Origin of the sequence: Sphingobium sp. IP1, assembly GCF_002708645.1 — a bacterium.
In the GTDB taxonomy this organism is placed as follows: Bacteria; Pseudomonadota; Alphaproteobacteria; order Sphingomonadales; family Sphingomonadaceae; genus Sphingobium; species Sphingobium yanoikuyae.
In genome coordinates, this window is record NZ_NOIW01000168.1 from 1 (window position 1) to 7,635 (window position 7,635).

Annotated in this window: 10 protein-coding genes and 1 tRNA gene; 6 read left to right on the forward strand and 5 right to left on the reverse strand. The window is 66.2% G+C overall.

Translation table 11 applies throughout. The features are described 5' to 3' along the window. Positions 1–540, forward strand: a 540-nt coding sequence (locus tag CG471_RS28140; protein WP_099234465.1) for a DUF4019 domain-containing protein, incomplete at its 5' end; no start/stop codon positions are given. A gap of 30 nt (positions 541–570) precedes the next feature. On the opposite strand, the gene CG471_RS28145 is transcribed toward CG471_RS28140, so the two are convergent. Together CG471_RS28145 and CG471_RS28150 are read right to left on the reverse strand one after the other, a co-directional pair. Beyond that, on the reverse strand, positions 571–963 hold the full coding sequence (locus CG471_RS28145) for a group III truncated hemoglobin (RefSeq protein ID WP_099234466.1): 393 nt from the start codon (positions 961–963) through the stop codon (positions 571–573). Positions 964–1,063: 100 nt separating this feature from the next. Continuing rightward, the gene (locus CG471_RS28150) at positions 1,064–1,972 is read right to left on the reverse strand and encodes an SDR family NAD(P)-dependent oxidoreductase (RefSeq protein ID WP_099234467.1); all 909 of its coding nucleotides are present in this window, start codon (positions 1,970–1,972) and stop codon (positions 1,064–1,066) included. 153 nt (positions 1,973–2,125) lie between these two features. Between CG471_RS28150 and CG471_RS28155 the strand changes: the two genes are divergently transcribed. Then, entirely contained in the window at positions 2,126–2,902 is a 777-nt protein-coding gene (locus CG471_RS28155) for an SDR family NAD(P)-dependent oxidoreductase (protein WP_099234468.1), read from the forward strand. Between the two features lie 37 nt (positions 2,903–2,939). Then, positions 2,940–3,554 (forward strand): glutathione S-transferase, encoded by a 615-nt coding sequence (locus CG471_RS28160; RefSeq protein WP_099234469.1) that lies wholly within the window; start codon positions 2,940–2,942, stop codon positions 3,552–3,554. Here the strand turns inward: CG471_RS28160 and CG471_RS28165 are convergent. Continuing rightward, on the reverse strand, positions 3,551–4,006 hold the full coding sequence (locus tag CG471_RS28165; protein ID WP_099234470.1) for a MarR family winged helix-turn-helix transcriptional regulator: 456 nt from the start codon (positions 4,004–4,006) through the stop codon (positions 3,551–3,553). The genes CG471_RS28160 and CG471_RS28165 overlap by 4 nt on opposite strands. Before the next feature lie 79 nt (positions 4,007–4,085). On the opposite strand from CG471_RS28165, the gene CG471_RS28170 reads away from it, so the two are divergent. Continuing rightward, positions 4,086–5,171, forward strand: a complete 1,086-nt coding sequence (locus CG471_RS28170) for an alpha/beta hydrolase fold domain-containing protein (protein WP_099234473.1) — start codon at positions 4,086–4,088, stop codon at positions 5,169–5,171. On the opposite strand, the gene CG471_RS28175 is transcribed toward CG471_RS28170, so the two are convergent. Next, positions 5,168–5,812 carry a TetR/AcrR family transcriptional regulator gene (locus CG471_RS28175; protein ID WP_099234471.1) on the reverse strand — a complete coding sequence of 215 codons (645 nt, stop codon included), beginning with the start codon at positions 5,810–5,812 and terminating at the stop codon, positions 5,168–5,170. The two genes, CG471_RS28170 and CG471_RS28175, sit on opposite strands and share 4 nt — an antisense overlap. Positions 5,813–5,919: 107 nt before the next feature. On the opposite strand from CG471_RS28175, the gene CG471_RS28180 reads away from it, so the two are divergent. Further along, positions 5,920–6,243 (forward strand): 2Fe-2S iron-sulfur cluster-binding protein, encoded by a 324-nt coding sequence (locus CG471_RS28180; RefSeq protein ID WP_004209122.1) that lies wholly within the window; start codon positions 5,920–5,922, stop codon positions 6,241–6,243. A gap of 11 nt (positions 6,244–6,254) precedes the next feature. Beyond that, positions 6,255–7,475, forward strand: a complete 1,221-nt coding sequence (locus CG471_RS28185) for a cytochrome P450 (protein WP_099234472.1) — start codon at positions 6,255–6,257, stop codon at positions 7,473–7,475. Positions 7,476–7,540: 65 nt separating this feature from the next. On the opposite strand, the gene CG471_RS28190 is transcribed toward CG471_RS28185, so the two are convergent. Beyond that, positions 7,541–7,617: transfer RNA gene (locus tag CG471_RS28190), tRNA-Met, on the reverse strand. Between the last annotated feature and the right edge of the window lie 18 nt (positions 7,618–7,635).

Below are 7,635 nucleotides of genomic sequence, written 5' to 3' on the forward strand. Positions count from 1 at the left end.
TTTCTGGGGGACAGGCTATTGGGGGCAGACGCAGCCCCGGTCGAAGCGGATCAGGACGAGGCGCCGGTCGTCGGCGTGGGGCCGGCCGATCGCCGGCGCCCGATCCTTCCTGGAGTGCTTCTCATGACTTTTGTCCTTGGCCTGCTGGCGCTCGCCGTCCTGCCCGATGCCGCCCCCACACCGCAAGCGATGCCGGCCGCCGCCCAGGCGCATAATGCCGAGGTCGTCGACGCCGCGCGCCAATGGCTGGCGCTGATCGACCAGGACAAATGGGCCGAAAGCTATCGCGGCACCGGCAGCGCTTTCCAGAAACTCAACACGGTGCAGGTCTGGACCGAGGTGTCGCAGACGATGCGCCGCCGGTTCGGCACCCTCCAGTCCCGCAGCCTGCTGAGCCAGGAGGAACTGCCGGCCCCGCCCCATGGCTATGAAGTGGTGAAATTCCGCGCCAGCTACGCCAACCAGGCGCAGGCGATCGAGACGGTGACGCTGGATCGCGAAAATGGCGGCTGGCGCGTGGTCGGCGTGACGATCGAATAAGGCGGACAGGGGCGCGTATCCGCGCGCCCTTCATGCCCCCGCGGCCGGTGGCGCCCCCAGCCGAAAGAACAGCGCGAGTTGCAGGCTTTCCGCGATCCGCTGCGCCTTGTCCTGCAAGGCGGCGGCCGCCGCCGGAACCATGACGGCGTCGGTCGTCTGCGACCAGAGATTCAGCCAATGGTCGAACAGGTCGGGCATGATCCGGTCACGATGCGCCATATGCACCGGGACGGGCTGTCCCTTGTAACGGCCCGACGACAGCATCACCGACGACCAGAAATCGACCAACCGGTCGATATGCGCCGGCCAGTCGTCCACGGCGTCGTTGAAGATCGGACCGAGCCGGTCGTCCGCGCGGACGCGGGCATAGAAGCTTTCGACCAGCTGGCGCAGGCTGGCCTCGTCGATCCGTTCCGCCTTCATGGGTTCCGACTCCGCACGGGGATGCCCGATCCATAGCGCATCGACCGCCGGGATTCGACTGGCCGTATACGATCGGCCGGATACAACCCGAACGCGGCCTTTATTCCCCCGCGACGGCGCGGCCGAAGCTGTAGCGGATATGGTCGACATGGCCCTCCAGCCCGAAGACCAGCGGATCCTGGCTGTCCATGATCGCGTCGATCCGGGCGCCGACATCCTCCGGCGTCCAGCTGGGCTGATAGACGCCCTTGCTTTCGGCGATGAAGGCGCGGGCGACGCGGCCGGCGATCGACACCAGCATCTCGCCCGTGACCGAGCAGCTTTCATGCGCCAGCCAGGCGACGACCGGCGAGACCAGTTCCGGCCCCATCGGCGGATATTGGGAGATATCCAGCCCCTCGGCCATGCGGGTGACGGCGCCGGGCACGATGATGTTGGATGTGACCCCTTCGGCCTCCCCCTCCAGCGCCAGCACATTGTTGAGGCCGATCATGCCCGATTTGGACATGCCATAATTGACGCAATCGCGATTGCCATAGAGGCCGCCGATCGAGCTGGTGAGGATGATGCGGCCATAGCGCGCCTTGCACATATGCGGGAAGGCAGCGCGCGCGACATGGAAGGCGCCGCGCAGATGAACGTCGAGCACCGCATCGAAATCTTCCTGGCTGAGATCCTGCATCGAGCCGTAGCGGACATTGCCGGCATTGTGGATCAGCCCGTCGATCCGGCCATAATGGTCGAGCGCCGCCTCTATGATGGCGCGGCCGCCCTCCGGCGTGGCGACGCTGTCGGTCGAGACGATTGCGTCGCCGCCCTGCGCCTGGATCGCGGCCACCACTTCGGCCGCAGGGCCGGCATCGATCCCCTCGCCACGCACGGCGCTGCCCGGATCATTGACCACGACCCTGGCCCCGCGTGCGGCCAGCAGTTCCGCATAGGCGCGGCCAAGCCCCCGCCCGGCACCGGTGATGACGATGACGCGATCGTCGTAGCGCAGTTCGGACATGAGCGGCTCTCCCTTGTTTATGCGGTGATGGCGCAGGGGTGACGCGGCATGCGCGCGGGTTCAAGCCGGGGCGGCAAGGCATCGCCATGGCGGTTCGCCGATGCCCGGCGAAGCGGATAAGAGCGGGGCAGGACAGAGTAGAGGACAGGATAGATGCAGGTAGCGATCATCACCGGGGCGGGCAGCGGCATCGGGCTCTGCACGGCGAAGATGCTGCATGACGCCGGCATGGCGATCGTTGGCGTCGGTCGCGATCCGGCCAAGCTGGCGACGCTGGAGAGCGAAATCGGCGATCCGGCGCGGGTCGCCACCCTGTCGATCGACGTGACTCAGGATGATGCGCCGGCGCAAATCGTGCAGCTGGCGCTCGATCGCTTCGGCCGCATCGACTTCCTGGTCAACAATGCCGGCGCGGGCAGCCCCAAGCCGCTGCACGAGACCGACGACGCCACGCTGGACGGGTTCCTGGACCTGATGCTGCGCGCGCCCTTCCGCCTGGCGCGCGAGGCGATCGTCCATATGGGCGAGGGCTGCGGCATCGTGAACGTCACCTCCACCTATGCGGTGATCGGCGGACGGCGTGGCGGCGCCTATTCGGCGGCCAAGGGCGGGCTGGATGCGCTGACCAAGCACATCGCCTGCGACTATGGCCCGCAGGGCATCCGCGCCAATTGCGTCGCGCCGGGCGTCACCATGACCGACATGGTGCGCCACCGGTTCGAGGACGAGATGTTCAAGCGGGTGAATGTGGAGACCACCCCCTTCCCGCGGCTGGGCGAGGTGGAGGATGTGGCCAGCACCATCGCCTTCCTCTGTTCGCCCGGCGCTGCCTTCATCAACGGCCAGACGATCGTCGTGGATGGCGGCTGGACCTCGACCAAATATCTCTCGCCGCGCGCGCTGACGACGACATGGGTCGAGGCGGAGTAAGACTACTCTTTGGCGATGGCCGCGGTTAAGGCGGGCCATGGCCGATGCCCCGATCCTCTATTCCTTCCGCCGCTGTCCCTATGCGATGCGGGCACGGCTGGCGCTGCTGGTGAGCGGACAGGCGGTGGCGCATCGCGAAATCCTGCTGCGCGCCAAGCCGGCGGCGATGCTGGCCGCCTCGCCCAAGGGGACGGTGCCGGTGCTGGTCCTGCCCGACGGAGGCGTGATCGACGAGAGTCTGGAGATCATGCGCTGGGCGCTAGGCCGGCATGATCCAGAGGCGTGGCTGGCCGGTGACGACGGGGCGCTAATCGCGATCAATGACGGACCGTTCAAGCGGCATCTGGATCGCTACAAATATGCCGAGCGCCATGGCAGCGACCCGATCGCCCATCGAACCGAGGCGGCCGGGCGCCTCGACGCGCTGGAGGCGCGGTTGCGGGATCAGGCCCAGCTCTGTGGCGCGCGGCGGACATTGGCCGACATGGCGATCTTTCCGTTCGTGCGGCAATTTGCGGCGGTCGAGCCGGACTGGTTTGCCGCGCAGCCCTGGACCGCGTTGCGCGGCTGGCTGGCCGGGCATCTGGAATCCGAGCTGTTCGCCCGCGCGATGGTGCGCCACCCGCTATGGGTGGAGGCGGACTCCGGCTAGGCCGGGCCGCAACAGGCGTCGAGGCAGATCTGGCGCAACAGGGCGATGACGTCGCGGCGCTGTTCGATCGGGATGGAACGGCCGATCCGCGCCTCATGCGCGTCGAACGCCGCGCAGACCTGACCATGCAGCGCCTGCCCCTCCGCCGTCAGCGTCAGCGGGATCGCGCGGCCCTTGCCCGCGCCCTTGTCCAACAGGCCAGACAGCGCCAGCTTGTTGATGAGCGGCACCAGATTGGCCGGCTGGGCGCGCAGCGCGCGGGCAATGTCGCTCTGGCTGCACCCCGGATTGGCGCCGATCAGGCGCAGCAAGGTCGCTTCGCCCGGATTGAGGCCAAGCGGCGCCATCGCCTCGCCCAGCGCGCCGGTGACCGCCGCCGCCGTGCGGCGCAGATGGAAGCCCAGCATCGCGTCGAGCGGGTCGGTGAAGGCGCTGTCGAGATCGATCGTCACCGCGGTCTAGCCCCCTTGCCGCGCCCGCTCAAGTCGATATATTATATACCATAATATAAGATGGAGAGGAGCGATGTTCATGACGATACGATTCGCCTTGCCGCTGACCCTGCTGGCCCTGGCCGGGACGGCACCGGCCCAGACGCCGCCACCCGATAGCCCGGTGGCTTCCGGCACGATCGAGCCGGATGGCACGGTCCATGTTCCCGGCTTTCGCCTGCCCCCCTCCATCTATCTGAGCGAGGCGGCGAAGAAGGCGCTGCCGCGCACACCGACCGATCCCGAAGAGCCGATGATGCGCGCGGTCGCCGCCTGGCAGGCCGGTGCGCTGCGCCAGCGCATGCCGCAACTCGTCGCGCCGCGCATCGATGCGCTGAAGGCGATGTACAAGGTGGCGACGCGCGAGGAGCAGATGGCCGGCATAGCGGCCGTGCGTGCGACACCGGCGGCTGGCGTCGCACCAGGCAACCGCAGGAAGATATTGCTCAACCTGCCGGGCGGCGGCTTCATCATGGGCGTGGCCGGCGGCACCGGCATGATGGAATCGATCCCGCTCGCGGGGCTGGCCGGGGTGGAGATCCTCTCCATCACCTATCGCCAGGCGCCCGAAACCATCTGGCCGGCCGCGACCGAGGATGTGACCAAGGTCTATCGCGAATTGCTCAAGAGCTACCAACCGCAGGATATCGGCATCTTCGGCTGTTCGGCCGGCGGGCTGCTGACGGCCGAGGCGATCGCCTGGTTCATCCATGAGAAACTGCCGCTGCCCGGCGCAATCGGCATTTTCTGCGCCTCGGGCGACGCGCGCTGGGGCGGCGACAGCCAGAGCTTCGCCCGGCCCTTCCAGGCGCTGCCGCCGCGCGACGATGTCCGCGCCTATTTCAAGGGTATCGACCGCAGCGATCCGCTGGTGTCGCCGGCGCTGTCGCCGGCCACGCTGAAACTGTTTCCGCCCACGCTGCTGATCACCGGCACCCGCGCCTTCGAGATGAGCGCGACCGTCAACACCCATCGCGAACTGGTGAAGGCCGGGGTCGATGCCGACCTGCATATGTGGGATGGGCTGGGCCACGCCTTCTTCTACGATCCCGCCCTGCCGGAATCGCGCGAGGCCTTCGACGTCATGACCGCCTTCTTCCGCGATCGGCTGAAGCTGGCGCGCTAGGCCGCGATCGCCCGGCGGCAAAATTCCCATATCTCGACCGCCAGTTCGGATCGGCGCTGGCGGTCGGGAATGGCGGCCTCCTCGGCAAGCAACTGGCTGTGGACGGTGGTCGAGACCAGATTATAGACGAGCAGCGCCATCCACGACGGCGGTCCGGCGCGGACCTGCCCCTCGGCCATGCCGTCGGACAGGATCGTGGCAATCAGGTCGATGAGCGGGCTTACCGCCTTTTGCAGTTCGACCGGACGCGCCTCGGCCAGGCGCAGATGCTCGCGGCTGAGCGCCGCGCTCCGGCGCTGGCCGCCTTGCCATTCCCCGCCCATCGCTGCCCGGCCGATAACGATACCGGCCACAATATGATGCAACCGCGCCAGCGGGTCCGGCAGGTCGCGCACCTGTTCGCCGAACTGTTCCGCTGCGCGGCGGAGCGTATGGGCAAACACCGCCAGGACCAGATCATCCTTGCCCGCAAAGCGATCGTACAGCGCCCGACGGGCGAGCCCGGTGCGCTGCAATACGGCACGGATCGTCAGCCCTTCCAGCCCTTCCTCGTCGAGCAGATCATAGGCGGCGGCGACGATCTGCTGGTTGCGATCGTCCAGTTCCGTGATCGCGTCGTCGGTCTGCGGCACCCGGTACATGGTCGACGATCCTCTCTGCAATAATCGCTTTCCATCTAGCAGCCTGCGACTATAGTGCCAGCATTGAGAACAATGTTCTCATCGGGAAAGAGATATAGGAGAGTGCAATGGCGACGGTCCTCTTTGTCGAGGCCAGCGGCGCGGAGCATCGGATCGATGTGCCGACGGGCGAGAATTTGATGCGCGCGGCGCTCAACGAGGGGCTCGACGGCATGGTCGGCGAATGCGGCGGCGGCCTCGCCTGCGCGACCTGCCATTGCTATGTCGAAGAGGATTGGGCCGACCGTCTGCCCGCGCCTGCGCAGACCGAGCTGGACATGCTCGAATGCACCGCCAGCGAACGCCGCCCGAGCAGCCGCCTTGGCTGCCAGATCATCGCCAGCGATGCGCTCGACGGGCTGGTCGTCCACCTGCCCGCTGCGCAATATTGAGGAGCCCGATCATGGCAACCACCCAAGCAACGCCGGTGATGGACATTCCCGCCCATGTCCCGCCCGAACTAGTGCGCGAGATCGGCCTCACCACCGGTCCCGAATTTCTCGCCGCGCCCCACGCCTTCATGGCGAAACTGCACGAAACGCATCCGCCGATCTTCTACAGCGTCAATCCGTTGATCGGGAACAGCTGGTGTACGATCAAGCATGAGGATGCCTTCTTCGCGCTGCGCCATCCGGAATATTTCACCACCGCCGGGGCCACGCCCTTCCCGCGCGATCCCAATAATTATTTCCATTTCATCCCGCTGGAGATCGATCCGCCGCATCATCGCAAATATCGTGCGATCCTCGATCCGACCTTCTCGCCGCAAAGCGTGCTGCGGCTCGAAGCCTATATGCGCCGCCTTTCCAACGAGCTGATCGATGGCTTCATCGATGCGGGCGAGGTGGAATTCACCACCGCCTTCGGCCGACCGCTGCCGGTGTCGATCTTCCTTGATCTCATGGGCCTGCCGCAGGAGATGCGCGATACCTTCGTCGGCTGGGCGGTCGACCTGCTCCATTCGCAGGATCGCATGACCGCCGGCCTCGCCATGCGCGGGATCGAAGCCTATCTGGCGCAGGTGATCGTCGAGAAGACGGCCAGGCCCGATGATGGCGTCATCAGCACGATCATCCAGGCGCGGCCGGGTGGCGAACCGCTGAGCGAGCGGGAGATTTTCGGCTTCACCTTCTTCCTGTTCATCGCCGGGCTCGACACGGTGTTCGCGACGCTCAACAATATCTGGCTGTGGCTGGCGCAAAATCCCGATCGGCGGCGCGAGATCATCGCCCATCCCGATCAGATCAATGCCCAGGTGGAAGAATTGCTGCGGGTCTTTTCCGTTACCTTTTCCGGCCGGACCCTGACCCAGGATCTGGAAATGCGCGGCGTGCAGATGAAGAAGGGCGACAAGTTCAACAGCATCCTGCCCGCCTGCAATTACGACCCGGACGTCTTTCCCGATCCGACCCGTGTGGATTTCAACCGGCCACGCAAGCCGATCCTGGCCTTTGCCGGCGGCGTGCATAGCTGCATCGGCGCGCATCTGGCGCGGCTGGAGGTGAAGGTAGCGTTGCAGGAGTGGCTGCGGCGGTTGCCGGACTTTGCGGTTCGGTCTGATGCGGTGATCAGCTACTGGCCTGGCGGTGTGGTTGGGCCCAAGTCGCTTCCGCTGGTCTGGTAGGGCGCGGGCATAAAAAAAGCCGCCTTGGGGCTGTCCGAGGCGGCGTGCGTGTGTGTGTTGTGATTTGGTTGCGGGAGTAGGATTTGAACCTACGACCTTCAGGTTATGAGCCTGACGAGCTACCGGGCTGCTCCATCCCGCGACACTGGGCGTTTTGGGT